The 26761-nt window shown below is 70.0% G+C and carries 27 protein-coding genes, 1 tRNA gene and 2 pseudogenes; 11 read left to right on the forward strand and 19 right to left on the reverse strand.

Features of this window, described 5'->3' with window-relative positions; translation table 11 throughout:
- Nucleotides 1-144: 144 nt before the first annotated feature.
- The 6 genes and pseudogenes from CLV40_RS35040 to CLV40_RS40970 all read right to left on the reverse strand — a co-directional run.
- The gene (locus CLV40_RS35040; protein WP_245931777.1) at nucleotides 145-1854 is read right to left on the reverse strand and encodes a HEAT repeat domain-containing protein; all 1710 of its coding nucleotides are present in this window, start codon (nucleotides 1852-1854) and stop codon (nucleotides 145-147) included.
- A gap of 130 nt (nucleotides 1855-1984) precedes the next feature.
- Nucleotides 1985-3325 (reverse strand): immunity protein Imm33 domain-containing protein, encoded by a 1341-nt coding sequence (locus CLV40_RS35045; RefSeq protein ID WP_146108392.1) that lies wholly within the window; start codon nucleotides 3323-3325, stop codon nucleotides 1985-1987.
- A 34-nt stretch (nucleotides 3326-3359) separates the two neighbouring features.
- The gene (locus tag CLV40_RS35050) at nucleotides 3360-3731 is read right to left on the reverse strand and encodes a nuclear transport factor 2 family protein (RefSeq protein ID WP_104483338.1); all 372 of its coding nucleotides are present in this window, start codon (nucleotides 3729-3731) and stop codon (nucleotides 3360-3362) included.
- Nucleotides 3732-3742: 11 nt separating this feature from the next.
- Complete coding sequence (locus CLV40_RS40080; RefSeq protein WP_245931778.1) at nucleotides 3743-4045, reverse strand: MFS transporter; 303 nt, start codon at nucleotides 4043-4045, stop codon at nucleotides 3743-3745.
- A gap of 272 nt (nucleotides 4046-4317) precedes the next feature.
- Nucleotides 4318-4488 (reverse strand): hypothetical protein, encoded by a 171-nt coding sequence (locus CLV40_RS40085; RefSeq protein ID WP_245931779.1) that lies wholly within the window; start codon nucleotides 4486-4488, stop codon nucleotides 4318-4320.
- Nucleotides 4489-4558: 70 nt separating this feature from the next.
- A pseudogene (locus CLV40_RS40970) lies at nucleotides 4559-4900 on the reverse strand (MFS transporter); the annotation flags it as partial.
- An 83-nt stretch (nucleotides 4901-4983) separates the two neighbouring features.
- Here CLV40_RS40970 and CLV40_RS35060 point away from each other — a divergent pair.
- Nucleotides 4984-5559 (forward strand): TetR/AcrR family transcriptional regulator, encoded by a 576-nt coding sequence (locus CLV40_RS35060; protein ID WP_104483339.1) that lies wholly within the window; start codon nucleotides 4984-4986, stop codon nucleotides 5557-5559.
- 24 nt (nucleotides 5560-5583) lie between these two features.
- Nucleotides 5584-6129, forward strand: a complete 546-nt coding sequence (locus tag CLV40_RS35065) for a YciI family protein (RefSeq protein WP_104483340.1) — start codon at nucleotides 5584-5586, stop codon at nucleotides 6127-6129.
- Between the two features lie 1041 nt (nucleotides 6130-7170).
- On the opposite strand, the pseudogene CLV40_RS40975 reads toward CLV40_RS35065, so the two are convergent.
- From CLV40_RS40975 to CLV40_RS38620, 3 genes and pseudogenes are all read right to left on the reverse strand, one after another.
- A pseudogene (locus CLV40_RS40975) lies at nucleotides 7171-7452 on the reverse strand (CHAP domain-containing protein); the annotation flags it as partial.
- 760 nt (nucleotides 7453-8212) lie between these two features.
- Nucleotides 8213-8587 (reverse strand): hypothetical protein, encoded by a 375-nt coding sequence (locus CLV40_RS35080; RefSeq protein ID WP_146108394.1) that lies wholly within the window; start codon nucleotides 8585-8587, stop codon nucleotides 8213-8215.
- Nucleotides 8568-8723 (reverse strand): hypothetical protein, encoded by a 156-nt coding sequence (locus tag CLV40_RS38620; RefSeq protein WP_181043939.1) that lies wholly within the window; start codon nucleotides 8721-8723, stop codon nucleotides 8568-8570. Before CLV40_RS38620 ends, CLV40_RS35080 begins: the two co-directional genes overlap by 20 nt.
- Before the next feature lie 300 nt (nucleotides 8724-9023).
- On the opposite strand from CLV40_RS38620, the gene CLV40_RS35085 reads away from it, so the two are divergent.
- Entirely contained in the window at nucleotides 9024-9299 is a 276-nt protein-coding gene (locus CLV40_RS35085) for a ribbon-helix-helix protein, CopG family (RefSeq protein ID WP_104483343.1), read from the forward strand.
- Between the two features lie 182 nt (nucleotides 9300-9481).
- Here CLV40_RS35085 and CLV40_RS38625 read toward each other — a convergent pair whose 3' ends face one another.
- A complete protein-coding gene (locus CLV40_RS38625; protein WP_181043940.1) occupies nucleotides 9482-9634 on the reverse strand; it encodes a hypothetical protein in 153 nt (50 codons plus the stop codon).
- 104 nt (nucleotides 9635-9738) lie between these two features.
- Between CLV40_RS38625 and CLV40_RS35090 the strand changes: the two genes are divergently transcribed.
- The gene (locus CLV40_RS35090) at nucleotides 9739-10902 is read left to right on the forward strand and encodes a serine hydrolase domain-containing protein (RefSeq protein ID WP_245931781.1); all 1164 of its coding nucleotides are present in this window, start codon (nucleotides 9739-9741) and stop codon (nucleotides 10900-10902) included.
- Between the two features lie 19 nt (nucleotides 10903-10921).
- Here the strand turns inward: CLV40_RS35090 and CLV40_RS35095 are convergent, their stop codons facing one another.
- Together CLV40_RS35095 and CLV40_RS35100 are read right to left on the reverse strand one after the other, a co-directional pair.
- Nucleotides 10922-11524 (reverse strand): DUF4291 domain-containing protein, encoded by a 603-nt coding sequence (locus CLV40_RS35095; RefSeq protein WP_245931782.1) that lies wholly within the window; start codon nucleotides 11522-11524, stop codon nucleotides 10922-10924.
- Between the two features lie 42 nt (nucleotides 11525-11566).
- Nucleotides 11567-11821, reverse strand: coding sequence for a hypothetical protein (locus tag CLV40_RS35100; protein WP_181043941.1), 255 nt, complete (start codon nucleotides 11819-11821; stop codon nucleotides 11567-11569).
- A gap of 94 nt (nucleotides 11822-11915) precedes the next feature.
- Here CLV40_RS35100 and dpgD point away from each other — a divergent pair, with 94 nt between their 5' ends.
- The 6 genes from dpgD to CLV40_RS35130 all read left to right on the forward strand — a co-directional run bounded on the left by dpgD (nucleotide 11916) and on the right by CLV40_RS35130 (nucleotide 19231).
- Nucleotides 11916-12713: an enoyl-CoA-hydratase DpgD gene (dpgD, locus tag CLV40_RS35105; RefSeq protein WP_104483346.1), complete on the forward strand. Its 798-nt coding sequence runs from the start codon at nucleotides 11916-11918 to the stop codon at nucleotides 12711-12713.
- Nucleotides 12714-13033: 320 nt separating this feature from the next.
- Nucleotides 13034-15916 carry a DEAD/DEAH box helicase gene (locus tag CLV40_RS35110; RefSeq protein WP_104483347.1) on the forward strand — a complete coding sequence of 961 codons (2883 nt, stop codon included), beginning with the start codon at nucleotides 13034-13036 and terminating at the stop codon, nucleotides 15914-15916.
- A complete protein-coding gene (locus CLV40_RS38630; RefSeq protein WP_181043942.1) occupies nucleotides 15916-17100 on the forward strand; it encodes a hypothetical protein in 1185 nt (394 codons plus the stop codon). The genes CLV40_RS35110 and CLV40_RS38630 overlap by 1 nt, the downstream gene beginning before the upstream one ends.
- 169 nt (nucleotides 17101-17269) lie before the next feature.
- Nucleotides 17270-17917, forward strand: a complete 648-nt coding sequence (locus tag CLV40_RS35120; protein WP_104483373.1) for a response regulator — start codon at nucleotides 17270-17272, stop codon at nucleotides 17915-17917.
- Nucleotides 17918-17935: 18 nt separating this feature from the next.
- Entirely contained in the window at nucleotides 17936-19123 is a 1188-nt protein-coding gene (locus CLV40_RS35125; protein ID WP_104483348.1) for a sensor histidine kinase, read from the forward strand.
- A gap of 34 nt (nucleotides 19124-19157) precedes the next feature.
- Nucleotides 19158-19231, forward strand: a tRNA-Pro gene (locus CLV40_RS35130).
- A 135-nt stretch (nucleotides 19232-19366) separates the two neighbouring features.
- Here the strand turns inward: CLV40_RS35130 and CLV40_RS35135 are convergent.
- From CLV40_RS35135 to CLV40_RS35165, 7 genes are all read right to left on the reverse strand, one after another.
- Entirely contained in the window at nucleotides 19367-20566 is a 1200-nt protein-coding gene (locus CLV40_RS35135; protein ID WP_104483349.1) for a tyrosine-type recombinase/integrase, read from the reverse strand.
- Nucleotides 20566-20784: a helix-turn-helix transcriptional regulator gene (locus CLV40_RS35140; RefSeq protein ID WP_374065930.1), complete on the reverse strand. Its 219-nt coding sequence runs from the start codon at nucleotides 20782-20784 to the stop codon at nucleotides 20566-20568. Before CLV40_RS35140 ends, CLV40_RS35135 begins: the two co-directional genes overlap by 1 nt.
- 12 nt (nucleotides 20785-20796) lie before the next feature.
- Nucleotides 20797-22395, reverse strand: a complete 1599-nt coding sequence (locus CLV40_RS35145; protein WP_104483351.1) for a replication initiator — start codon at nucleotides 22393-22395, stop codon at nucleotides 20797-20799.
- Nucleotides 22392-23777, reverse strand: coding sequence for an FtsK/SpoIIIE domain-containing protein (locus tag CLV40_RS35150; protein WP_342752333.1), 1386 nt, complete (start codon nucleotides 23775-23777; stop codon nucleotides 22392-22394). The genes CLV40_RS35145 and CLV40_RS35150 overlap by 4 nt, the downstream gene beginning before the upstream one ends.
- 670 nt (nucleotides 23778-24447) lie before the next feature.
- A complete protein-coding gene (locus tag CLV40_RS38635; protein ID WP_181043943.1) occupies nucleotides 24448-24909 on the reverse strand; it encodes an AMED_5909 family protein in 462 nt (153 codons plus the stop codon).
- 6 nt (nucleotides 24910-24915) lie between these two features.
- Nucleotides 24916-25284, reverse strand: coding sequence for a hypothetical protein (locus tag CLV40_RS35160; RefSeq protein WP_104483352.1), 369 nt, complete (start codon nucleotides 25282-25284; stop codon nucleotides 24916-24918).
- Between the two features lie 3 nt (nucleotides 25285-25287).
- Nucleotides 25288-25746, reverse strand: coding sequence for a hypothetical protein (locus CLV40_RS35165; protein WP_104483353.1), 459 nt, complete (start codon nucleotides 25744-25746; stop codon nucleotides 25288-25290).
- A 177-nt stretch (nucleotides 25747-25923) separates the two neighbouring features.
- Here CLV40_RS35165 and CLV40_RS40100 point away from each other — a divergent pair, with 177 nt between their 5' ends.
- The gene (locus CLV40_RS40100) at nucleotides 25924-26760 is read left to right on the forward strand and encodes a hypothetical protein (protein ID WP_245931783.1); all 837 of its coding nucleotides are present in this window, start codon (nucleotides 25924-25926) and stop codon (nucleotides 26758-26760) included.
- Nucleotide 26761: the final 1 nt, after the last annotated feature.

The raw sequence follows: 26761 nt of genomic DNA on the forward strand, positions 1-26761 counted from the left end.
CCGCCAACACACCCAACGAGATCCGATCGGTCAACCGAACAACCGACGAATCAACGACACCACCACGAACCTGCACCACGCGAGCCACCCGAAAATAATAGCAGCTCCTTGCTTAAGTTAGTGGCATTGGGCCGGAGGCGTGCCCTACCCCACCAACCGCCCCGCGATCGCGCGCAGTTCCTCGTCCTCGGCGAACGTGCGCCACCCCCCGGAGCACGCCAGCCTGCGCGGGTTGTCCAGCACCGCACGCGCGACGTCACGCACCCGCTCCGCCCGCTCGCCCGCGTCCGCCAACACCCGCAAAGCCGTCACCCGGACAGGCAAGTACGCCCCCGCCCCCAACGGCTCGACAACCTCAGCCAGCACCGGCGCGACCTCCCCCGCGACCCGCCACAACGCCCCCGCCGCCCGAACCGCGAGCCACTCGTCGCCGGACCGCGTGAGCGCCCGCAGCGAACCGACCGCACCAGCCGCGGCGTCCCCCAGGTCGGCGACCAAATCCAACGACTCCCCACCGGCAACGCCGCGCAACAGCACCGCCACCCCCAGTTCCGGGTCCGCGCCGGTCCGGCACAACGCCCACGCCACCGCGGGCACGTCGGCCCGGTCCCGCAGTTCCAGTGCCGACTCCGCCGCACCGAGCGCGCCGATCGCCTTGGCCGCCCACGGCAGCACCCGCTCGTCCGCCGCTGCCGCCACCACAGCCGGCAAAGCCGCCGCACACCCCCAAGCCGCCACCACCGAACACAGGTTCACCGCGAGCGCGGGGTCGTCGCAGGTCGTGAGCCGCCCAGCGACCGCGTCGACCAGGTCATCCGCATACGCCCGCAACGGAACCAGCACCTCATGGATCCCAGGCTGCCCCAACATATCCACCGACCGATCAAAGTGGACAGAAGAACAGGAGAACCCGAGCCGATCACCCGAAAGTCGCTCAACCAGCCCCGGCACGCACCGCGCATCCCCGAACCGCGCCAAGGCCCACACCGCCGCGTCACCGACAGTAACTCTCCGATACCTCCCGTCGTCCTCCAGCGCCACCCGATCCGCATACCTCTCGGCCTCCCGCCCCAGGCAGGCGAGCAAAGCCGTCGCGCGGTACCGGACCTCCGGCAAACCATCGTCGAGATGGTCGACGAGCAACGGCAACAGCGACTCCCCCGCACTCCGCCAGTCCGCGAGCACCCGCCCCGCCCGCACAACAGTCGCCACTCGCTGGTCATCCGCGCCACCACGGCCGATCCCGATGGTGAACGCCACAGCCGCGACCTGGTCGTCCTCGACCAGCGCACCCGCCGTCCGCCAAGCATCCCCGAGCCACGCGGAGTCGCGCCACAGCCCAGCATCCGGGTCGAGCGCCGCCCGCACCAGCAGGTCGACGCGCCGCGCCGCCTCCGCACGCTCGGCCAGCGCGTACAGGGCCGCCAAGCGGACGTGGAGATCATCATCAGCCAGCAACACCGCCAGCTCGGCACTCGACCACCCCAGCGCCACGACCAGGTCCCACCGGGTCACCCGATCCGCCTCGACCAGCCACCGCGCACGCAGCGCCGCGACCGCCTCCGGATGACGAATCCCTTTCGCCACAACAACTATCGCCGCCCGGCGCACCCCCGGATCCGGATCCGCCAGCAGCGCGAGCAACCCCGCCCGCGCGGCGTCGAGCGCGGCCCACCACGCCGGGTCGACGAACTCCGGCTCCGCGACGTGGGCCTCGGCCGCGATGGTGGCGATCACCTCCACCACGTCCGCCCGGTGGTTCGCGGCACCGCGCGCGAGGTCGACCAGCGCGGGCAGCGCGGCTGGAGCCGCCGAACAAATCCAGCCACCCTGGTGGTACAGGAGGTTGGACACCTCCTCAAGCGCCGCCCCCGCCACATCGGAATCCAGGTCACCACACTGACTCAGCAGCCCCGGAATGTCCGACGCCGCACCATAGTTGTGTCGCAACGCGGACCAGTCGACGTCCCCCATGGCACCAACCCTACGACGACTCCGGAACAGGCACGAAGACACCACCGCGGCGTTCGAACTCAGCGGGGGCAGCGGCGTCGAACAGCGGCTCGAGATCCGGGTCGAGCTCGATCAGCTCACGCAACGGCATGAGCACCGCGTTGCTCAGGTCATCGAGGTACTCCCTCGATTCATCACCGGCGACGACCTGCCAGCCACTGTCCCGCTCGTCAATGGGCTCATCGCGGATCAACCGCCCCGCCGGAACCCCGTCCCGCGCCACACGAGCCGTGACGATCGCTTTCTTGGCCAGGTCACCGAACCACCAACGTTCCGCTTTCCGTTGCCGTGCAACGATTTCCGGCGTGCCGAGTTCCACCCGCACCCGTAGGAGCGTGCCGTCGGCCGCCAGGTCTCGGTAGAGGGGATACATCCCGTCGCCCCAGCTGGTGAACCACCCGGTCACCTTCGCGCCACCGACCTCGATCGTCCCCGACTCCGTGAGGTTGTGGTCGGCCTGCAGGCGAATGCGGTAGTCGTCATCGTGCGGCCGGACCACAGCGCGGAACCGCAGTCCACTCCGCTGCAGCTCACCCAGTTCCCGGTGCCGCTCAGCCGCCTCCCCGCCTGCCAGGTCGACCCACGCGTACGCACTTCGATCGTCCATTTCGGATGGTTTCGGCTCCACGAGTCGCTCGAACACCGCCGCCGCGTCACCACCCCAGAACTCGACGTCGTACAACCCGTCCTCGGACACGTTCTCCCGCCAAGCGTTGAGCGCCAAGGGGTCGGCGAACATCAGCCGGGACTCGTCGACCACCACGTATCCACACTCGACAGACCGAACCGGCTCACCCTCGGCGCACTCCACCCACACAGACCGCCACCGAGCCTCGAACTCGCCGTCGTCCATCCGCTCCCCGAGCACCCGCAACTCCCGCGCGGGCACCCCGCGAACCGCCACCGCCCAACCCCCGGTGTACGGGACCTCGACGCCACCCGGGTCGTCGTCCAGCAGCCGCCGCACCCGCTCGAGGTGCGCCACCCGCGCCACCCTCCGCACCGACGCGTCGAGCCCGCTCTCGCGGCACACCTCCCGCACCTTCGCCACCACGGACCCGCCGTCCGCGGGCAGGTCGAACGCGAACCGCCCCTTGACGTCCGCCAGGTCCAGCCGCCGCGCCACCGCCGCCGCGTCCGCGCCCACGATCTCGAAGTCGACCGCCGCGTTGGCCCGCGCCAACGCCTCCCCCTTCAGCAGCCCCTCCGCCAGCACGGGCGGACGGTCGCCGCACCAGTACCCGAGCAGCCCGAAGTCGACCAGCAGCAGGTCCCCGGTGGGGAAGGAGGCGGTCCCCAGCAATTCAGCCATGCCGCCATCCAACCCCATACCACCGACAACGCCGCTAGACGACCTCGCGACCACTCGCGGTCGCGTCCGGCACCGCCTCGCTGACGTCCCAGTGCTCGACGATCAGCCCTTCCGCGACGCGGAAGATGTCGACCACGGCCACACCACGCGCCCCCGGCTCCGGCGCGAAGTGGGAATGCGCGGCCACCAGGTCGGCTTCGGCGACGGTCCGCTCGACGGTGAAACGCATCCCGGGCAACTGCGCCCGGGTCCCGTCGATGAACTCGACCAGCGCGGCGCGGCCGTCCGGGGGGTTGGGGTTGTGCTGCGCGAGGTCTTCGGCGGGGTAGTCGGCGGCCAGGTCGGTGCGACCCCGGTTCCACACGGTCTCCAGGTACTCGGCGACCAGTTCGGTCTTGGTGCGCATGACTTTCCCTTTCACAGCGGGTGACTCGAGTTGATCCGCCGAGCGGAGACCAGGTGCGCGACACCCGCCACAGCGGCGGGAACCAGGCCGAACGCGGACAGGGCCTTGGGATCGAACGAAGACAGGAGCGCACTGCCGAGGAAACTCCCGAGGCTGATACCGGTGTGGAGACTGGAAGCGTTGAGCGCCAAGAGAATCACACGATACTCGGGTAACAGCGCCACCAGCCGGGCTTGCTGCGGGGCATGGTAGAGCTGACTGAAGAACGCCCAGAAGCCGAACAGCGCCAGGATGGTCGTCGTCGTACCGGGCAAGACAGACAAGAGTCCGAATGCGACAGCAAAGCCGCTGAGGGCGCCCCTACGGTCTTGGGGCCGCCAAACCTTTCGCACGAAGGCGCACCCGCCGCGTTGCCAACCACACCGAGCACGCCGAACGCGAACAGGACCAAGGCGACCGCCGCCGCGGATCCGGACCGGGCCGTCACATACGCACCCGCGACTCCATAGACGATGAACTGCGCCGTCATGAACAACATCGTCGTGACCACCATCGCAGCAGCACCGGGAGTGGTCACGACACGTCACTAGGCCACAATGGACGGCCGCGTTCCCCGGCCCGTGCGAGGCAGCAGCGCGCGCACCAACAGCAGTGCGACCGCTGCGGGCACCGCGACCCCGCCGAGCGCCGCCCGCCAACCGACCAGGGACCCCAGGTACGAGGCGAGCGGCACACCGAGGACGGCAGCGGCCGTCATGCCGGAGAACACCCACCGTGGCCAGCGCCCGAGCCCGGCGCTCCTCGGGGACGACCAGCGACGCGACCGCCGAGGAGTTGGGCGCGTAGACCGCTCCCCCGAGCGCAGCGACCACGCGAGCGCCGACGAGCAGGCCGTAGTTCGGGGCGCGCGCGGTGGCGACACCACCCGCGGTCAGCAGCGCGAGCCCCAGCACCAGCCCGGCGCGCCGGTCCAGACCGCCGAGCAGCGTCGGCGCGACCGGCGCGGCGACCGCGAAGGTCAGCGCGAACACGCTGACCAGCAGTCCGATGTCGGCCGGGTCGACGCGGAGTTCGGCGCTCATCGGCCCGCTCAGCCCGATGAGCGCCAGCGACATCGTGCCGAAGGCGAAGTACCCCAGGGCCGCCGCCACCAAGGCGGGTCGAGCCATGCCGTTCTTTTCAATATGAGACGTTGCGTATTGACAATTACCATACGGTACGTCGCGGATGTCAAGGAGCTACGCTCACGACCATGCCCGGACGCCCCCGCGACCCCGCCCTCGACGCGGCGATCCTGCGCGCGACCTTCGAGTTCGTCGAGGAGGAGGGCTACCGGCGGCTGAGCATCGAGGGCATCGCGGCGCGCAGCGGCGTGCACAAGCAGGCCATCTACCGGCGGTACCGGAGCAAGGGCGAGCTGGTCCTGGCCGCCCTGGGCCGCTTCGCCGCCGAGCGCCTGCCCACCCCGGACACCGGTTCGCTGCGCGACGACCTGGTGACCCTGCTGACCGCCACGTTCGCCGCCCAGCGGGGTGCGAGCGGCCAGCTCAACCGGGCGCTGGCGGTGGAGGCGCTGCAGGACGAGCGGTTCGCGGCGCGGCTGTGGACCGAGTTGATCGAACCGCGCCGCGCCGTCGTGCGGGCGATGATCGACCGCGCCGCCGAGCGCGGGGAGATCACCGGGGCGAACCCGGACTTCTTCGTGGACCTCGTCTACGGCCCCATGTGGTACCGACTGCTGTTCGACATCCCCGCCCTCGACGACTCCTACGCGGCCCGCCTCGCCGACACCGTCCTCGCCGCCGCCCGCGGCCCCCGCACCGCCTGACCCCGATGCGGCAGACTGCCGCGCATGGAGTTCTTCTGCTACCACCGCGACCGCGCGGGCTCACTGGCGCTTCGCGAAGAGTTGCTGGAAGCCCACTGGTCCTACATGGACGGATACGCGGCCGAGATGATCGCGCGCGGCCCGACCCTCGCCGACGACCTGGACACCCCGACCGGCAGCGTCCACATCCTCGACCTGCCCACCCCCACCGCCGCGCACGACTTCGCCATGAACGAGCCCAACTACCAGGCGGGCGCCTACCGGGACGTGATGCTGCGCCGCTGGCGGAACACCCTGGGCCGCACGATGTGGGACTTCCCCGGCGGGCGGGAGGGCGGCAACCGGTACCTGGTCCTCGGCCTTGGCGCGGGAGAGCCCGCCGACCTCACCCCGCCCGCCGACCACGACCTGATCGCCCACGGCCCCCTCCTGGCCGACGACGGCACCACCTGGCTGGGCACCGCCACCCTCCTCCGCGCCCCGGACGCGGCCACGGCGCGCACCGCCCTCACCGCCGACCGCTACGCGGGCGTCGAGGTCCACAACTGGTGCTTCGGCGGCCGGGTCTGACCGGCTAGATGAGGGCGATGGTCCGACAGCCGAGGAGCCGGTTCTGCCCCGGCGTACCGGGTGCGTTGATGCCGTAGGCGCAGACGTCGTAGGTACCGGGCACGATCCCGCCGCGGGTGACGGCGAAGCCGTGCGCACTCCCGCTGGCGGGTGCTCGGCAGCGACGTCCGGCCGGTCGAGGTCGGCGGTGGTCGCCACACCGTGGTTGGGCGTCACGTAGGCGTGCACCGCGATGGGCGAGCTCGTGTCCGGGTCGATCGCCCACCCGGTGAAGCGAACACCGGCGCCGTCCTGGCGGACTCCCTCGAGGTTGCCGATCGGGCTCTGCGTGAGGGTGACGCTCCGACACCCCAACAACACGTCCTGCCCGGGCGTGCCCGGCGCGTTGATCGCGTACGCGTTGTACGTGCCCTCGACGATCCCACTGCGCGTCACGTCGAATCCGTGACCGGCTCCGCTGATCGGGTTCTCGGCACCGACGTCCGGTCGATCGAGGCCCGCCACGGTCGGCACGCCGTGGTCGGGGGTGACGTACGCGTGGACCTCGATCGGCGCACTCGTGTCCGGGTCGATCGCCCACCCGCGGAACCGCACACCTGTGCCGTTCTGCGACGTTGCCTCAAAGTTGCCGATCGGGCTCTGCGTGAGAGTGATGCTCCGACACCCCAACTGCGTGTTCTGCCCCGGCGTCCCCGGCGCGTTGATCGCGTACGCGCACACGTTGTACGTGCCGCCGACGATCCCGCCGCGCGTCACGTCGAAGCCGTGCGCGCCAACGTCGCCGCGCTGGAGGTTCGCGGTGGTGGGGACGCCGTGGTCGGGGGTCACGTAGGCGTGGACGTCGACCGGCGCGTCCGTGTCGGGGTCGCGGGCCCAGCCGCGGAAGCGGACGCCGGTCCCGTTCTGCGAAGTCACCTCGAGGTTGCCGATCGGCGCTCCCGGCGCGGTGGTCTGGTCCTTGAAGTGCAGGAACGCGGTCGGGTAGTAGCCGCCGGGGGTGAGGCGCTTCCAGTGGAACTCGCCGCCGAAGTTGTCCTCGGAGATCACGACGTAGCCGCTGCCCACCTCCTCGACGTAGGCGACGTGCCCACTGGCCCCCGACCCGCCCGAGGTGGCTCCCCACCAGGCGATCGCGCCCACCGCGGGGGTGCCGTCCACCCGCACGCCGTGCGATTGGGCCTGCCGCCCCGGACAACGCGGCGGCAGCCGAGCAGGTCCGTCCTTCGCCCCACTAGGTACGCCATTGCGTTGCCACGCGGGTAGCCCGTGTCGGCGCCGCTGCGGATCAGCCGGTGCGCAGCAGACAAGACTGTTACTCGTCATGATCGTTCGATGACGATACGCGGTCGCGGGTGAATCACCCGCGACCGATTCGGTTGGCGCCTTGTCCGGCGACGGGAACGCGCACGGAATTCGGGAGTGATCGGTTCGCCGTGATCGTCTTCACCGGATGGGGGAATGCCATGCGGTGGGCGATCAACTACCTTTGGTAGCCGAGTAGCCCGAGCGGGCACCACCCTTACCGCCAACGACCGCGCGAATTCTCGGAGGGGACCACCACCCGTCGGAGCACGGAGTTCGAATGGAGGACATTTGCCGGTCTTCCTTTCACTCGGAAGGATGTATCGTTGCGGAGCGCGACGGTGGAGATCGGCGTGGGCCGCGCCGGTAACGGCCTCGCGCGGCGGAGCGACCTAGTGCGTGTCCTGCCACAGGACGAAGGACGGGTCGGCGGGAGGGGCAACTCCCACCGACCCGCGTGGCCCCGCACCCGGCGGTGGGGGACCGATCCCGCGCGTGCCACGACACGGGAACCGAGGAGCCGCGTCCCCGCGCCGGGGCGTGGCTTTTCCATCTTCCGTGATACCTGAGAGCCAACCCGGCTACCAGGCCAGGTGGCAAGTCCCTATTTCACCGTCGGGTTTCAGGTGATCGTGGATCACCATAACAGCGAGTAGCGTGATTCGGCGGTGCCCCCGGGTGGCGGGTTTCCCCGGGCGACGGCAGGAATGGACAATTCCTGGACAAACACGTGACGAAACCCCCGCGGCGCGCAGGCCGCGGGGGTTTCCCGGTTCTCCGGTCAGGGGCGAGAACCGCCTCCCCCGCGGAAGAACATGCCGGTGATGGTGAGGCCCGCGCCGAGCACCGTCGGGATGACCATGCGCATCAGCTCCTCGGCGACCCCCTGCGGCATCAGGTGCAACCAGAGCCCCAGCACCAGCGTCACGAGCGTGACCAGGAAGACCAGGCCGACGCCGAGCATGACCCGCACCTGCATGCGCATGAAGTGGCGCTGCCGCTCCAGCTCCGCGGCGCGCAGCTCCCGCTTCTCCTCGGCGGCGGTCCGCAGCTGGAACAGCTCGTGGGTGTCCACCACCGGACCGGCCCCGGCCTCCTCGGAGTCGGTCCACGTGTCCCGGTCCACCTGCTGGACGTCACCTTTCCTGTCGTCCATCACCGCTCTCCCGGTCGTCCAGCCGCACGACCGGGCTGTCGCGCACCGGCTCGGCGTCGGGATCGGGGCCGTCGGTCCAGGTGTCGTCCCAGGTGATCCAGTCCGTCCGCCGGTGCCGGTGGATGAGCTCGCGCATTCGCCGCCCCACCTTTCGCCAAGTGTCCGCCCGCGAAGCCCCGCAGGACTTCGCGCTACCAAGATACCAGGATCCGACCACGTTGCGTACACGCGTGATACAGCACAAGCGTGGGAGTAATGTGGTCAGATGACACCATCCAGATGGGCCACGCGTGTTGAAAAGCTACGGCTCCGGCGGTAGGCTGGACACGTAGTCGTCACCGCAACAGTGGGCGACCGTGGGGGCAACCGCGGTCGTCCGCGCCACCGACGCACGGGCCCAGGGTCGCCCGTGCGCGCCAGGGGAGCGTGCCACCGTATGAAATCTCCCGCGAACACCGGAGCCGAGGCCGAGTCCACTCCGGACGGCAAGGCCCAGCCCGCCCGCCAGGACCCCAAGCGCATCAACGTCGCCATCACCCCGGACATGGTGCGCGCCCTGGAGGCGGTGATCGAGCGCGAGGGCGTCAGCCTCACCGAGGCGCTGCGCCGCCTGGTCGGCTACGGGGACTTCGTCTACCGCAGCATCAAGGAGGAAGGCGCGAAGGTCCTCGTGCAAACCAACGACACCATGCGAGAGGTCGTACTGCTATGAGACCGAGCGTTGAGAAACCGCCGCGGCGCGGTCGGACGCGGCACGTCGAGCACCCGGCGCCGTTCGGGGCCTGAGCGGCACACCTCACGACGAGCCGAGACCACGCGACCCGGCCCGAAAAGCCTTGTGCGGTACTGAGTTCGGCCCCCGGAACACCAGGAACGGTTCCGGGGGCCGCTTTGTCACCCGTCCAGCTCAACGACCTCGATCAACGGGGTGTCCGCGGGCTCGGGCAGGTCGTAGGCGTCGATCCACGTCCCGTCCCGCCTGATCGAGTCGACCCTCCCCCGCATCCCCTGGTCCACCGCTTGCCCGGCTGTCCGCCGTTCGGCCATCTAAGAAGACCTCCGCCCCCGGATTCCCCTTGTCTGCCTATCGATCGGCGGACGCGCGGCGATACCGGAATCCGGCCCAGATCACCCGACCGGTGGAACGGGGAGTGATCCAGCTGAATCGAAGACGTGTCACCGCCATCACCTTGGCCATCGCCCTGACCGTGCCCGCAGCCGCGTCGTCCATCCCCTCCCCCAGGCACCAATCCCTCTACCGGGCCATGACAGCGCTGCTGAGAACCGGCGTCGCGGGCGTGCAACTACGCGCGCACAACAACGGCGGCGACTGGACGGCGAGCGTGGGCGTGGCCGAGTTGGGCGGGCCCGGGAGACCGCCGACCGGCGGCTTGTTCCGCGCGGGCAGCATCACCAAGACCTTCGTCGCCACGGTGGTGCTCCAGTTGGCGCGCGAAGGCAAGGTCGACCTCGACGCCCCGGTCCACCGCCACTTGCCGGAGCTGGCTCTCGACGACCGCGCCACGATCCGCACGCTGCTGCAACACACCAGCGGGATCTTCAACTTCACCGGCGAGTTCCTCCCGAACGGCACCGGCGAGCCCGGCATCCCCATCTTCGGCGCGGCATGGGAGACCGACCGCCTGCGCACCCGCGAACCGGAAGCGCTGGTCCGTTTCGCCCTGGCCAAGCCCGCCCGCTTCGAGCCGGGCACGGCGTGGTCGTACTCGAACACCAACTACCTCCTGTTGGGCATGCTCATCGAGCGGGTCACCGGGACCCCTTACGCCGCACAGGTCCGGCAGCGGATCCTCACCCCGCTGGGCATGGTCGACACGAGCCTGCCGGGCACCGACCTCGACATCCCCGGCCCGCACGCGCACGGATACCAGTCCTACGAGGACAATGGGACAACGATCACCACGGATGTCTCCCGGCAGAACCCCTCCCACTTCGGGGCAGCGGGCGAACTCATCTCCACGACCCGCGACCTCGACGCGTTCATCGCGGCCCTCCTCGGCGGCGCCCTGCTCCCGCCGGACCTGCTCGCCCAGATGCGGGACACCCGCCTCGCCCCGGGCTACGGCCTGGGCCTGGAGGTGAACCGACTGACCCCGCACTGCACCGCGATCGGCCACACCGGGGGCGTCCAGGGCTACCTGACGGACATGTTCGGCTCCCCCGAAGCCGGGACCCGGGTCGAGATCTCCACGACCCTGGGCGCCGTGGACCCCGGCGACCCCCTTGCCATGGGCCGGATCGAGCGCGCCGAGCGCGAACTCGTCACCACCGCCCTCTGCGGCGCGGCCGGGTGACCACCGCGCACGGCCCAGTTCACCGACTGGCGTTCACCCGGCTCGCCAGGTCCTCCGGCAGCGGGTACGGGCGCTCCTCCGGCAGCAACGCCGTCGCCTCCGCCACGCGCCCCGCCGCCGCGTGTTCCCCGACCGCGCGCATCGTCGCGGTCACGTCGGTCAGCCCCACGATCCACTCGTCCACGTACCGGCGCACGGCTTCCGCGCTCAACCCGATCTGGATGGACCGGTGCGCCAACGGCCCGTGGGCCAGGTTCCGCTCCGGGTCCCACTGGATCCGCACCGGGGACCGCTCCACCCCCGCCTGCCACTCATCGTGGTCGGCGTGGAAGCCCGCCCGGAAATGGCTCAGCGCGGCGTGTCCCAGCGCCCAGTGGAATCCGACCGGGGAAATGTCCACGGCCAGGACCCGTTCCTGGTCCACCTTCCGCGCGTACCCGCAGCGGTACGCCATCCACAGGAACGACGGCTTGATCCACGTCATCCGCTCGCGCTTGAACGGCGGCACGAACGTCCCCGCCGCCAGGGCCGCGTCCGCGATAGGCGCGGGATACGCCTGGTAGACCCGGATCCGTTCCGAGTCGTGGAAAGCGCGCACCTCGCGCTCCGGTCTCTTGTTCACGCACCGCATTGTGCTGAGCCGCCCGCAACCGGCTCAACGCAATTAGGCGTGGCGGATGTAGACCCGCGCGTGGAAGGTGCGCTCCACCAACTGGTCCTCGGTCAGGTGGTCGCCCGCCACCGGCTCCACGTGCCGGATCGCCCACTCCACCCGGTCCACCTCCCACCGGGCGCCGCTCACCAGGACGATCTCCCCCGGGCTCGGCTTGGCCGGGAAGTGGTAGGTGCCGAAGTTGTCGTCGTCCGAGCTGGTGACCAGTTCCGCGTCCATCATCGTCGCTCCCCGGGCCGGTTCCATTGCCGCCAACGTAAGGCGCCGCGCGCGAGCCGTGGCCAAGGATCACCCGGTCAGTTGACCCCTAGACTCGCCGGGACGGGACAGGGGGTGGCGGATGGAGCCGCGGGTGCGGTGCGTCAAGCAGGACCGCGTCGCGACGGTGACGCTGGATCGGCCCGAGGTGCTCAACGCGATGGACCTGCGGACGCACGCCGAGCTGGCCGACGTCTGGGACGACCTCGACGCCGACGACGACGTCTGGGTCGTCGTGCTGACCGGCGCGGGCGACCGCGCCTTCTCCGTCGGCCAGGACCTCAAGGAGCTCGACAGCCGCAACCGCGCGGGCAAGGCGGGCACGTCCAGCTTCGGCAGCCGCGGCAAACCGGGCTGGCCGCGGCTGACCGAGCGGTTCGACTTCGCCAAGCCCGTCATCGCGCGGGTCGACGGCTACGCGCTCGGCGGCGGCTTCGAGCTGGCCCTGGCCTGTGACCTGATCATCGCCAGCGACCGCGCCACCTTCGGGCTGCCCGAGGCCCGCCTGGGGCTGATGGCGGGTGCGGGCGGCGTCTTCCGCCTCACCCGCCAGATCCCGTCCCGGGTCGCGCTCGGCCACCTGATCACCGGTCGCCGAATGAGCGCCCAGCGCGCCTACGAGCTGGGCCTGGTCAACGAGGTCGTGCCCGCGGATCGGCTCGACGAGTGCGTGCGGACCTGGGTCGACGACGTCCTCGCCTGCGCCCCGCTCTCGGTCCGGGCCATGAAGCAGGCGGCCCGCGCGTCCGCGCACCTGCCCCTCGACGAGGCGTTCGCCGCCGACTACCCCTGGGAGCACCGCAGGCGGGACAGCACCGACGCCGTCGAGGGTCCGCGCGCGTTCGCGGAGAAGCGGTCCCCCCGCTGGGAAGGCCGGTAGCCACCCACCCGGTTCGAGGTACCCTGTCGGCGAGAACTCAACTACCCTGAGTGACACATATGACACAGCGCGACGGGGCTCGGACCTGGCCAGGCGACCAGGCCTCGAGCGGGCCCGGCTGCCACCAGGCGCACGGGCCCGACCTGCACGGGATGGGCGTCGGCCCGGTCATCCCGGGCTCCGCCGACGCCGCGGACCGGCGCACCGCGGACGACCAACGCAGACCCACCGAACGTGTGTCACTCACAGGCATGACCAAGCACGACACCCGGCACACCGACCACCCCCGGCCGCCCGCCGGTCGGCGCTGAGGGGGAACCGTGCCGATCCGCGTCGTCGACCTGCCCACACCGCTGCACCTGGCCCCGCACGACACCACCCTGCTGCGGCTGCGCCAGCTCGCCGAGGACCACCCGCGGCTGCCCGCCGGTCTCGACCAGATCGCCACCGACCTCGCCGCGCTCCGCGACGGCGTGCCCGCCACCGTGCACGAGCCCCGCTACCCCGGCCAAGACCCGGACGTCCGGCTCTACACCGGCGCCTACGTGCTGGTCCTGCACCCGGCGCGCAGCGGACGCGGCTTCCTCGTCGGCTCCGTGCAGCCCATCCGGCTCGACGACCACCACCGCCTGGTCCGCTCGTGCCTGCTCGTGCGGACCCCGCTGTGGCAGTTCGTCCCCGACGAGCGGCGCCTGCCCGTGGAGGCGATCTCGCACTGGGACGCGATCCGCGCGCACTGGCAGCGGCTCGGCGACGAGCGCGTCTCGGCGGCCCGGGAACCCGCTCAACCGCAGGCCAACGCGCACACCAGGTTCCTCGACGACCTCCACCACACCATCGACGCGGCCCAGCGCGTCACCACCGACGACGCGCGCCGCGCCGCCCCCTACCCGTACCGGTGCGCCCGCCCGGTCGACGAGCGCGGGCGGGTGTACGAGTTCGAGCTCGTCGGCGACCGCGGTCCGCGCGAGGACACCTACGTGCGGGTCCGCGGCGCGACCGAGCAGCGCGGCCAGGTGACCCGGGTGTGCGGCCGGTCGGTGGCGGTCCGCTTCGACGAGCCCGTCGCGGTCAACGGCACGGGCGCGCTGGAGGACTCGCTCGACTCGGCGGTGTTCAACCGGCAGCGCGGCGCCGTCAAGCTGCTGCGCGAGGGCCGCGCACACAACCCCCACCTGCTCCGCGTCTTGGTCGACCACCAGGTCGGACCGATGTCCCCGCCCCCGGACGCGCCCACCGCACCCCTCGACGACGACCAGCTCGATGCCTTCCGCCGCGCCTTGGCCGTGCCGGACGTGCTCCTGGTCCTGGGCCCGCCCGGTACCGGCAAGACCCGTGTGATCAGCCAGATCGCCCGGGCGGTGGCGCTCGGCGACGGCGCGGCGCGGCCGCCGGGCCGGGTGCTGGTCACCGCGCGCACCAACCGCGCGGTCGACAACATCCTGGGCAGGCTGCCCGACGACCTCACCGTCATCCGCGTCGGCAACGAGGGCGTGGTGACCGAGGCGGGCCGTCCGTACCTGCTGGAACGGCGGGCCGAGGAACTGCGCGCGAGTATTCTCGAGACCACCGAGCACACCCTGGCCAACTACGGCGACCCGAGCGCCCTCGACGGCTGGACGCGCGTAGTGGCCGACGCGACAGCCGCGCTGAGCCAGGCGATCGACGCCCACGGCCAGGCCGAGTCCGCCCTCGCGGAGACCCGGCGGACGGCGGGCGGTCCCCTGCAGGCCGTGGTGGACACCTGGCGCGCGACCTGCGAGACGGGCCGCCGCAAGCTCGACAGGTGGCAGAAGAAGATCGACAACCTGGTCGCGGGCGGCGGGTTCCCGCTGTTCCGCGCACGCAGGCTGGCGCGGCTCCAGTCGGCCGTCGACGACCTGCGCCGCGAGCACGACAAGGCGGTGGCCGAGTCGCGGCGGGCCGAGCACGAGCTGGAGGTCACCACCAAGGGCCTGCCGGTCGTGCTGGAGGCGATCGCGCGGGTCGAGGCCGGTGCGCACGGCATCGACCGGGCTCGCGCGCGGGCGCTGGAGGCCGCCGCGTCGGCCCGCGCGGCGGTCGGCGGCGTGCAGGTGCCGCCGGAGGTGCGCGGCGACGTCGACGACCAGGCCCTCGGCCGGGACCTGGGGCTGCTGCTGGCCTGGCTGCGGCGGCGCGGACCGGTGCTGCGCGCGCAGGCGGACCTGTTGGCGCGGTGGCGCGCGGAGGTGTCCGGGTCGACCGAGCGGCTGCACCCCGAGCTGGTGCGCTACGCCGACGTGATCGCCGCGACCACGGCCGGCACCGCGTCCAGGGTGGAGCTGTCCGATGTGGACTTCGAGCTGGCGGTGGTGGACGAGGCCGGGCAGATCGGCGTCGCCGACGCGCTGGTGCCGCTGGTCCGGGCCCGGCGGGCAGTGCTCGTCGGCGACCACCGGCAGCTGCCGCCGTACCCGGACGCCGAGGTGGCGCGGTGGGGTGAGCTGGTGCCGGACCCGGCGGTGCTGGACCTGTTGACGCACAGCGCGCTGGAGCGGCTCGTCGACCGGCTGCCCGCGTCCAACGTGGTACCGCTGACCTGGCAGCGGCGGATGCCGCCGGTCGTCGCCGAGTTCATCTCCGGCGCCTTCTACCGGGGCGCGCTGCGCACCGCGGCGGAGGTGCCGCACGAGGACACCGTGTTCCGCAGCGCGTTCGCCTTCGTCGACACCAGCGACCTGCCGCGGCGGTTCGAGCGGCGGTCGGGGGACGCGGCCGGGTACATCAACGCCGTGGAGGCCGAGGTGCTGTGCAGGCTGGCCGCGCACTACGCGCGGCTGGGGCGCGAGTGGGCGGTCATCGTGCCGTACGTCGCCCAGCTCAAGGCGGTGTCGGCGCGGCTGGTCGAGCTGATCGGCGACGAGCACGCGGTGCGGCGCAACGTCGGCTCGGTCGACTCCTTCCAGGGCGGCGAGCGGGACGTCATCCTCTACGGGTTCACCCGCAGCAACCCGCAGGGCGGGGTCGGGTCGTTGAGCGAGCTGCGGCACCTGAACGTCGCGCTGACCAGGGTGCGGCGGCAGCTCGTCATGGTCGGCGACCTGTCCACCCTGGTCGCCGCCGACGACCCCGGGTTCCGGCGGCTGGCGCTGGCGCTGCGCGAGCACCTGGCCGCGTGCGGCGACCACCTGACCTCGGACGACCTGCTCAACCACCGCGCGCTAGACGCCGGGATCGCGTGATGAAGCTCTTCGGCTACCCGGAGCAGCGGGCCCTGGAGGACGCCGCCTACGGCCAGGGCATGACGCCGACCCGGCTCATCGGCCTGATGCTGCCGGTCTGGTGCGTGACCATCTCGGCCACGGTCACCGTCGCGGAGGACTACGAGCTGATCGACCGGTTCCTCGAGCGCGGCATCGCCGAGGGCGGCCTCACCACCACCGCGGACCTGGCCGGGTTCTACGCGCTCGACGAGGTGCTGGTGGACCGCGCGCTGCGGTTCCTGGCGCTGATCAACCACGTGCGGCTGGTGGACGGGCACTGGGCGCTGACCGACCTGGGGAAGCGGTCGGTCGCCGACGGCAGGCGGTACGTGCGGCTGGTGGACGACCGCCGCAAGCTGTACTTCGACGCGTTCCGGTCCCGTCCGCTGACCCGCGCCTACTACGACGCGCGCAAGGTCTCGATGCTGCCCGCGCACAAAGAGCTGGAAGACGACGCGCGGTGGTTCCGGGTGCTGTTCTCGGTGCGCGGCTTCGACCCGGGTGCGCTGACGGCGCTGGCGGGCAACCCGCAGCGGGACCGGTTCAACCTCCCCGCGCGAATCGAGAACCCGCGGCTGCTGGGCCAAGAGCAGGTTCTGCTGCCGCTGCGCGTCGTGCGCGCGGTGGAAGCGGGTGGGCGGGTGCGGTACCTGGCGTACGGGCAGGCGTCGGCCGAGGTCGACTGGGACCTGACCGGCATCCTGGAGTCCACCCCGGACGTGCTGCTCGCGCTGGAGAACGAGGAGCGCGTCGTGGACACCCGCGGCGAGGAGGAGCGCACGCGCGCCTGGCTCGACGAGAAGGACGTCGGCCCGTACCACCTCACGCGGTCGGCGGCGGGGCTGATGACGGTGGCGGTGCCCGAGTCGGGCGTCGGCCAGGGTGGGTTCCCGCTGCACCGGCTGGGGTCGTTCGTGGTGCACGGGAGCTCGGTGTTCCGCCTGTGGTGCGCGGCCGAGCGGCCGCGCAGGCAGGCGCTGCTGGACCGGGTGGTCACGTACGTCATCGGCGCGGGGCGGGTGGACACCGCGCACCTGACGGCGCTGATAAGCCGCATCGGGCGGCAGTTGGAATTGGACATCTCGACGGTCGCGGACCTGGCCGCGCTGGCGGAGAAAGCGGGCGCTCGCGATCTGGCCGATCGTCTCCGCGACCTGGACTGACCTATCGAGTCGGGTATCCGCTGATCAGGTGACGGGAAATCGACAAAGCGCGTACTGGCACCGATTCGGTTCCCCCATACCGGGGATTGGCCACGGAAAGTTCCTTTCCGTCATGCACACGACCCGGTCAGGGCTAGGCTGAACGGCGCCCTGGACACGGGAGGTGAACATGGCCGTGCGCGTCGTCCTCGCCGACGATGAACCGCTCCTCCGCCACGGTTTGCGCGTCCTCCTGGAAACCGACGGCAGAGTCGAGGTGGTCGCCGAGGCGGGCGACGGGTCCACCGCGATCGAGGCCGTCCGCCGCCACCGCCCGGACGTGCTGCTGCTCGACGTCCAGATGCCCGGCTTGGACGGCCTCAGCGCCCTGCGGATGGTCAGCGCCCTGCCGTCACCCCCGGTGACAGCCGTCCTGACCACCTTCGACCTGGACGACTACGTCGCCAGGGCCCTGGAGTTCGGCGCGCAGGGGTTCCTGCTGAAGGACGCCGAGCCAGCCACCCTCGTGCACGCCGTCGTCGACCTGGCCGCGGGCGGGGCGGTGCTGGACCCGCGCATCACGGCCCGCCTGCTGCCGAAGCTGCGCGGCGTGAGCGCCGGTCTGGGGCGGGGGCGGGCGGTCGAGTCGCTGAGCGTGCGGGAGCGGCAGGTGCTGGAGCTGCTGGCGGACGGCCGCCCGAACGCGGGGATCGCCGAGGTCCTCGGCCTGACCGAGGCGACGGTGAAGAGCTACGTGTCGACGGTGTTGACGAAGCTGGGCGTGCAGAACCGCGTCCAGGCGGCCCTGCTCCTGCACGGCGTGGCGCCCTCCCCGTAAGCCCGAACGGAGGTCGATGTGGACGTCCAAGACGCGGCCCTCGCGCCACTGAGCCTCCCCGCTCCGCGCGCGGACACCGAGGCGCTCCCCCGGCCGCGGGCCCGAGCCCGCGTCATCGCCGTCGAGGCCGTCACGGTGGGCCTGTGCCTGGGCGCCGTACTGCTGTCCCACCCCACCGGCTACAGCTTCGCCTTCCCCGCCGCCGTAGTCGCCTGCCTGCTGCTGCCACTGCGCCTGAAATACCCCCGACTCACCCTGATCGCCTGCCTCCCCGCCGTCTCGGGCGGTTTGGGATGGCCCCCGACGGGCGTGGCCCTCTACCGGGTCGGCCGCACCTCGACCCGTGTCCGCCACGCCGTGGCCTGGGCAACGGTGGCCAACCTGTGCGCGGCCGCGCCCTTGCAACTGGCCACCTCCGACCCCATCGCCGATCGCGTGCTGAGCCTGGCCATCACCCTGGCCTTCGCGGGCGTCCCGGCCGCCATGGGCGTCCTCGTCCGCCTGCGCCGCGAACTCACCACCAGCCTCACCGAACTGGAACGGGCCCGCCGAGCCGAACTGGCCGCCCGCCTGGACCAGGCGCGGGCGGAGGAACGAACCCGCATAGCCCGAGAAATCCACGACGCCGTAGGCCACAACACGACCCTGATAGCCGTCCAAGCCGCCGCCCTGGCCGCCACATCAACGGATCCCACAACCGTCCAAACCGCCAACCACCTGCGCGAACTGGCCAAGCACTCGCTGGACGAGATGCGTGCGGCCCTGGGCCTGCTCAACCACGGCACCCCCACCGCGGAGGGCTTGGCGGACCTACCCACCCTCATCACCAGAGCCCGCGCCGCGGGCCTGGACGTACGAGCGGACACACCGTCAATCAGCACGACCCCGACCATCAGCCGAGCGATCTACCGGGTGATCCAGGAAGGCCTGACCAACGCCATCAAACACTCCCCGGGCGCCCCGGTGGAGATCACCCTGACCCCCACCAAAGACAAGATCACCGTCACCATCATCAACGGCCCCGCAACCCACCCGACAACACCCCAACCCGGAGGAGCAGGCCTCCCCGGCCTAACAGAAAGAACCCACAACGCAGGCGGAACCTGCCAAGCCACCCCAACCCCCGACGGCGGCTTCAAGCTGGAAGCCACCCTCCCCACCACGACAACAGCACCCCCACCAACCCCCCACCAACCCGTACGCTAAGCTTCCCGAGCACCTCGCGAGAGCGAGATGCGGCCGGGCTGTGGCGCAGTTTGGTAGCGCACTTGACTGGGGGTCAAGGGGTCGCAGGTTCGAATCCTGTCAGCCCGACGGTCGAAGCAACGCCCCTCACCAGCGAGTTTCCGCAGGTGAGGGGCGTTCTTCGTGTCCTCGATGTCGATCATGCTCAGATCCACTTCGGACGGTCTTGGGGACCATTTGGGGACCACTTCTCACGCCATCTCACTAGACCACCCTCAACCGAGGCGTCCGAGGCGCGTGCAGGTGCACCGACAGGAGATCACCCGCGTTCGTGATCGACTGCTTGTCCGGGTGGATGTACCGCTGAGTCGTGGTCAGCGACCCGTGCCCCGCGATCACCCGCAGGACGTGCACCGGGACACCGGCATCGGCCAACCACGTGATCCCCGTGTGGCGTAGGTCATGCCTACGCAAGTGCTCATAGCCAAGGTCGCTCACCACCTCATCCCAATGCGTGGCATCCCGCAGCACAGCAGTCGTGATCCGACCGCCCCGCGGACCTGTGAACAGCCTTGCTTCCGGATCGCGATCCAGCTCCGAAATCCGCCGCTCGATCATGTCCCGAATCTCGACAATGACCGGCACATCCCGCGCCCGCTTGCTCTTCGTGCCCCTATCCGCCAACCCACCAGGCCCCGGAGTCGTCTGCCGCCGCACATTCCAGATCCACGACTTCGTGTCGATGTCCTTCACCCGACACCCCGACGCCTCCCCGATACGCGCTGCCGTGCACCCCATGAACTTGATGACGTCGCCCCACCCCTCGAACTCACCGGCCGACTTCGCCACCAACGCATCCGCGAGCCGCGTCAACACATCCCAACTCGGCAACGCCAACGAACGCGGGTCGTCAAGCTCATCCTCCGCCTGGCGGAAGACCTGCTGCCACCCCCGCACCTGTGCCGGGTTCCGATCCACGATCCCGTCACGCTTCGCCTGCTCCATCACCCGCACCAGCACAGCCAACGAGTTCTTCACCGTGGACCGACTGCACTCATCCGCGATCCACCCCATCACCGCCCTGTCCGCCGCCCCATTCGTCACCATGGCAACCGGAATGTGCCCCAACGTCGGCACAACCCGCTTCCGCCACCCCGCCATGTACGGATCACGCGTCTTGAGTTCCAACCCCCGCAACGCAAGCTCCATGTTCGCGTCGCCATACTCCGCCAACGACACCACCGCTTGCTGTGGCGACAGGCCCCGCGCAGCAGCGTTGTCCATCGAGCTGATCCACGCCTTGGCCTCATCCTCCGTCGCGAAGGACTCCGAGACCGACTCTCGCTTCTTGGTTGCCGGGTTGATCCACCGCACCCGAGCCTTGAACGGACTCGCCCGCTCCGGCCGATGCTCGATGTTCCCCCTGACCGCAACCCCGATCGGCAGTTCCACCCGGTCAGCCATCAGGCCGCCACCTCCCCGGGATCGACCCGCCGAGTCCGCAACCACGCCTCGACGTCGTGCACCGAGTACATGACTACCCGGTCCGACACCCGCACGAACGCAGGCCCTTGGAACGGCCGCAACGTCCGCCACCTCCTCACCGTCGACGCGTCCACGTGCAGCAACTCCGCCAGTTGCTCCGTGGTGTACCAGCGCCCATCAATCAGTCGATCACTCACCATTCCCCCAGGTCACGCAGCCATCGAGTCAGTTGCTGAAATACCGGCGCCGCCAGGAGGCCCCTGGGCCACCAACAACGCCCGCTCATACTCAGCCCGCCATGTCACCCGTTCCGCGATGGCGCGCATGACGAGGTGATCCCGGGGCGGTGCACTGCGGTCGCCAGGCGCGAGCTTGCGCCACACCAACGCCGACTTATCCCGAGTCGGTTTGACGATGCCCACCGCAGCCAAGGTCTCCGCCACGAACGCCGCCCGGTCTGCCTTGTGTTGGGTGAGTGTCTTGCTGGACCACTTCCGCGAGACCAGGACGCGTCGACCGGGCAGGCCCAGGGTGGTGCGGCGGTGTGCCCGGCCCTTGCAGTGCCCGGGAGTGGTCCGGCTGGTCGCGCCCATGGGCTGCACCCCGTAGAGCAGCCACACCGCGCAGCGCGGCGAGCAGGGCGTCACCGACAGCTCTGCGTGGAGCCGGTCATGGTGGTCCCGCTGCGAGTTGGTGTCCGCCGAGATCACTTCCCCGGTGGACTTGGTGAGGTACTTGGTCAGGTACCCGATATGCCGCCCCGCTTCGTCCGAGCCGCCCAGGATGCCCTTGGAGTGCACCTGTGCCCCGAAGGTCGCGACGTGTGCGGGTGCGTCCACCAGGTCCACGGCGTCGGCCCAGGCCATGAGCGGCTGCCGGGTTTCCGGGTCGACGAATCGTTCCCCGTCCCACACCGGCATCCGGCCGTCGCCGTAGACCATCTCGTCGTGGGGAGGCCACCACACCTGTAGGTAGGTGGCTGCCGTGACCTGCCGGATCACTTCGTGTGGGATGGAACCGCGGACTGCGGTGTGCAGGTGCGGCGCTGCCCGGCGTTGGGGTTCGACGGTGGCGAAGTACTGGACGTCCCAGCCGACGACGCGGCGCAGGTTCTGCCACCACCGGTCGACCAGGGAGGCGAAGTGCACCGCGTCCCGTGCTGCCCGCCGGTAGTCGTAGCGGCCGGGGTCGACCGGGGACCCATCGGCCCGAACTGGCCCGTAGGTGTCGCAGGTCAGGGTCACGAACATGGACGGCCGAAACCGGCCCGCGAACTCACGTCCGAGGGTGCGTTTCTCCACCCGCCGCCGAGGCAGGTTCGGCGCGTCCTGCCGCCGCTTCGTCGACCGAACAGGAGGCCGCTTGGCAGGCCCGTCGGGGTTGGGCAGCCGTCCCCGGACGCCGAGGTCGTGTAGCTCTGCGTCGACGGAGCGGATCTCCTCCCGTAGGTCGTCCGCGTCCGCTCCCACCGCGTCCCGGTAGGCCGCCACCAGGTCCGCGCGCAGCTCCACCAGCGCGCGGTGATCCCGGGTCGGCTTGCTCGTAGCTGTGGCGGGTTCCTCGGTGAGGTGCCACCCTTCGCGGCACTGCACCATCCGCAGCGCCCGAGCCTTCCGCGCACACGGCAGACACACCGATTCCACTGTGGAACCACAGGGAACACCGATGTACTTCACCGCCCCGGTATCGGAGTCGGTGACCTCCATCGTGAACGGCCGGACACAGACCCCGTGCTGTTCGGCGGTCGCCCGCACGACGTCGGTCGAGAGGGGGCCTCGGGTGGGGAGTTGGGCAACGGTGTCGCTCATGCCGCCGCCCCCTCATGCGGTCCAGCATCGGGGAACGGGACGATGATCGCCGAACCCCCGGTGATGTAGTGCCGCAGCTCCACCAAGTTCGTGTCGGTGACGTGGAACGCCCGTGCCCGAACGGGATCGCGGTGTCCGTCCACTTTGATCCACGCAACGCCCGGGGTGGATTCGCTGATCTCATGCGCGTTCGCGCCCCGCGCCCGCAGTCCGTCCCCGAGGACCATGTCCACCTGCACCGCCTCATCCAGCCGCATCGCGACGCGGGTGGGGAACAGGTTCCGGAACGGCACGACCTCCTTACGCGGGTCCTGCACGAACGCCAGGACACCAAAGCCAGGCGCGCGACCCTGGGAGGTGATCGTCTGCAACGCGGCCTGAGCCCGCTCCCGCAAACGCTTGTCGGTCTGATACGCGATCAAATCGGCCAGCTCATCGACGACCAAGAGTGTGAACGGCTCTCCCGTCTCCCTGGCCCACAGCCGCCGCACACCCCGATACGTCGCAGCACGTTTCCGCACGTCAGCGGCTACCTCCTCCAGGAGGGTCACCGCGGCTTCGCCGTTGTCGTAGACGACCCGATCGAAGATCTCCGGTACCTGGCCCAGCTCCATACCGCCCTTGGGATCGATACCCACCAGACGCACCGCCCCCGCCTTCACCAGCGGCGCCAACGCCCAGACCACCGACCACAACAGCGAACCCTTACCCGCACCGGACACCCCCACGGTGAGCAGGTGATTGCCCAGCAGCCGCAGCCGCCACGGCTTACCGGTCTCGGTACGGCCCACGACCACCCGCCGCAGATCCACCGCGGATTCAGAGCCCATCGCAGGCAGCGCCACGGCGGAGGCCAGCGGGTTGGAGTGCACCAAGTCCAGCTCGATCACCCCGGGCCGGATCACCCGCACTCGACACGACTGCGACCCGAACGCGTGCGCCAGGCCGGAGGCACGTGCCTCCCACTGCTCCGGGGCCTGGCCCTTGACCATCCTGACCCGGACACGGTCCCGCCACCCCTCCGAGCGGGTCCGCCGCAACCGGGGCAGGTACTCGCGGCCCTTCGCCGACGCGGTCAGGCTCGACAGGCGTACGACGGTCCGCCACTGGTACGCGTACACCGCCACCCGCCGGAACTCCGTACGCGGCCAACGCAACCACACATCGAACGTGGTCTTGTCGCGCCACCACCACACGAACAAGACCACCGCAGCCGCTGCCACGACCGCCCCAAACACCCACGGCCCAGCCCACGCGCGCAGCAGCAGAGTGACCAGGCCAAGAGCCACCGAGACCGGGTAGAACCACACCACCCGCACGACCTTCGCCAACACCCACACCACCACCACAGCCAGCGCCAACGGCAGCAGAACCAGCTTCACCCAACGCGGGAGCATGGTCCACCACGGCAACCTAGGCCGCGCCACCTCCAGAGGGGCGGGATCAACCCACCTGCTGTTCCCCATCACCAACCACCCCGCACAACCGCATGAGTGGGATGATCAACGCTGCTGAACTCCAGTGCCAACACACCCATGCACGCTGCACAGTCGGTGTCACCGGGCAACAGCCGTGCAAACCGCTTGCATTTCTCGCACCGCATTCGGGTGAGCCCCCTTGCCGAGGCACCCGAGCACTGTTCTACCCTTGCCACGTCTACTCCCCGAGTGGACAGGCACAGAAGCGGAGAAGGCCGCCAAACCAGAATCCGCTTCTGTGACCTAAGTTTTCGTACATCTCAACGAACGCGCGCGCCATCGCCGCACGACCCCGCGCGGTTCATCTGTCCTATATGGACTTAGTTATCCAACTCCTCCGGCTCATAGATGCCGAACGTAAGCCGAGTCACCAGCCCACGAACCAGGTCCCGAGCACCCCTTACCCGGTCCCATCTCCGGCAATACCGCGAGTAGTCCGCATGATCCTCATCGGTCCACGTCTCCGGCGGGCTCATGAACCGGTCACGCGCACGGCGGTGATGGCCCCACCGCCGCCACCGCCGGTACACGCTCGCTCCCACGTACCCAGAGGCCCAAGCCACCAGAACCCTTCTCATGCTTTGGCCTCCCGCGCATCCCGCCGACTCTTGTCCGCGTAGTACCGGGCCTGGTGATGATTGAACCGATCGATCTCCGACACCACCGCGAACAGCTCCGCACACGCGAGGTGATAGGCCGCCGACCGCCCACCACGAGGCGGAAGCGTCCCGTCAAGGTCCTGACAGAGCGCGTCCAGGCTGTGCAGCCGAACCCGCCCCACAGGCCCCGAGTCCACGACATCGGTCGGGATCTTGTCCAACGGCCGCTGAGCCTTCTCGTGCTCCCGTTCAGCCCAGTACAGCGCCTCATTCGCGTGATCCGGGTCCGTCGCGGCAACCTCTCGGTACACCGTCGCACTCCGGTAGTAGTACGACCGCCAATCCAACGGCGGATCCGACACCACCGGCCGCACGGCCACCAACGCCACATGCGCGTCCCTCAGCGTTCGCACCGACAACCGCAGCCTGTCCGCCACCGCAGATCACCTGCTCCCACCACGACGCACCCGAGGAGCCCCGCGGCCCGCATCGACACCGGTGTTCGCCCGGGCCTGCCAGTCACGCGCCTGAAACTCGAACGACTGCGCAGCCGTGTCCAGACTTGCCACCAACCACCAGGGCAACCCCGACACCAACGCGATCTCCCGCCAGGCCTGAGCCACCGACCATGACGACTTCGCCATGTTCAGCGCTGCCCCAACGTGACCAGGAGGCTGCGAAGCCACCGCCGCCGAAGCCTGCCCGTAGTGGTGGTATGCGTTCTGCCACCGGTCGACCAGTCCTTGCGGGACGTGCATCGGGTTGCCCTTCCGGTTCAGCCCCTCGACCAAGGCCGCCGCCATCTCATCCACGGCCTACGCGGCCTTGCCCGACGACTCCCCAGCCGACTTCGCGCCCCCACGCGTGCCACCGACCGAAGCGACCTCCGCGAACCCCGTGGCCCGGTAGACGTACGACTGGTACTTGAACTCCCCGGTCCCGCTCACGCGAGGCTCAGCCGTCAGCCCGACCAACTCCACCCCGCGCATCCCCGGCAACGCCTCCTGAGTCGTCGGCACCGGCTGCACATCCGCCAGGAAGGTCACTTCGAACGACGCCCGCTTGGCGTTCGACTCACTCGGATCCGTGACCGTCGCCTTCCACTGCCGCTGCCCGGTCGTCTCGTCCACCCGCTGCCGCACCGGCCGCCCCGCCGCCCTGTCCTCCCGCGACTGATACTCCGTGTCCGGTGAGACCTCCCCGACCAGGACCAAGCCCAGCGGGAACGCGTCGGCGAACTGGACGGGGAACCGATGCCCCTTGCTGATACCCACTGACCCTCCACTGTGTCCGTGGCCCCTGCTAGGGCCGCTGACTACAGTTTCGGTCCATTAATTGTCCACTCTCGACGCCTTCCCGGTCTCGCTTCGCGCCGCTTCGACTCCATGAGTCTCGTTTTGTCTCGCGTCTGTGCTAGTGTCGTCTCGTTGGGGTTGTCGAGGAAGGCGACGATGGGTAACGCAGAGATTCTTTTGAAGGTCCTGCTAAGGCAGCGACGAGTACGCGGCTACACCGGCTTCTGCCGCGAGTACGACAAGGCCGCGGCCACGCTGGACGCCCACCTGGTCCGCCGCTACCCCAGCAAGGCCCAGTACTACCGCTGGGTCTCGGGCGAGCTGGCCAGCCTCCCCTACGGCGAGCATTGCCGTGTGCTGGAACAGATGTTCCCGAACTGGACCGCCGAACAGCTCTTCGAGCCCTACGGCGACACCATCAAGTTCGTCCCCGACCCCGCCGCCCAGACCACCAACGGCAGCACCCCAGCGGACGACGCCAACGAGCTGATCCGCCTCTACCCGTCCCGATCCTCCGTCCCGTACTCGCTCTGGACCGAGCTAATCCAGGGCGTCAGCCAGAGCATGGACGTTTTGGTGTACTCCGGCCAATTCCTGGTGGAGCAACACAACATCGTTCCGATTGTCCGAGCAAAGGTCAAAGACGGCGTCCGATTCCGATTCGTTGTCGGTGACGAGACATCAGACGCGGTCATCCAGCGCGCAGTGGAAGAGGGCACGACCGGTGGTCTTGAGGGCCGAGTGCAGATGATGCGCCGCTACCTCCGCGACGTCGCTGACCTGCCAGGTGTCGAGGTTCGCACCCATTCGACCATCCTCTACAACTCGATCTACCGCTTCGATGACCAAACCCTGGTCAACGGCCACGCCTACGGCTCCCTAGCCGGCCAGAACCCGGTGATCCACCTACGCCGCACACCAGAAAGCCCGATGTGGCGCCACTACATGGAGTCCTTTGACCGCGTCTGGGCAACATCAACAGAGGAGCGCTGAC

Source organism: Actinokineospora auranticolor, assembly GCF_002934265.1.
In the GTDB taxonomy this organism is placed as follows: domain Bacteria; phylum Actinomycetota; class Actinomycetes; order Mycobacteriales; family Pseudonocardiaceae; genus Actinokineospora; species Actinokineospora auranticolor.